General features: G+C 58.4%; 1 protein-coding gene. It reads left to right on the top strand.

Going from position 1 to position 435, the window contains the following annotated elements; all coding sequences use genetic code 11:
- Positions 1–435: hypothetical protein (locus QN347_RS19495; protein ID WP_323494356.1), on the top strand; the 435-nt coding region annotated here is incomplete at both ends.

Raw genomic sequence — 435 nt, 5'->3', positions numbered from 1 at the left:
TGATGGACGAAGTCAAAGCGCGCCGCGCCGCCATCGTCGCCAATCCTGATGTCGAAATGGAAGCGCAAGTTCGCAGCCGTCTCGACCCTGAAGGCTTGCCTATTGTAGCCGGTGATTTGCGTGGTTTGCCAGCCAGCGGCCAGATCGGTGGCGCGACCGGTGCCGGCTTCGCCAGCACACCAACAACATCTACCGCGGCTATGATCAAATTGCCACAAGCACCGTCTGATGGCAGTAGCTTTGTCGGTTCCTCGGCCGGTAATCTCAGTGGCACCTTGACCTCGTCGGGTGCACCGTCGGGCAACGCGGCAAAGTCGGTGTCAGACCTTGCCTCCAGTAAGCTACTGAGCGGTGCCGCAGAACCTGGGGTGTTCCCACAATTGCCAGCAGCTCCAGCGGAAACCTTGGAAGTGTTGTTACCGAAATTAGAAAACA

Source organism: Sphingomonas sp. 10B4 (genome assembly GCF_035019905.1).
Lineage (GTDB): Bacteria > Pseudomonadota > Alphaproteobacteria > Sphingomonadales > Sphingomonadaceae > Sphingomonas > Sphingomonas glacialis.
The sequence above is the reverse complement of the archived record's forward strand: the minus strand, read 5'-3'. Positions and strand labels throughout refer to the sequence as shown.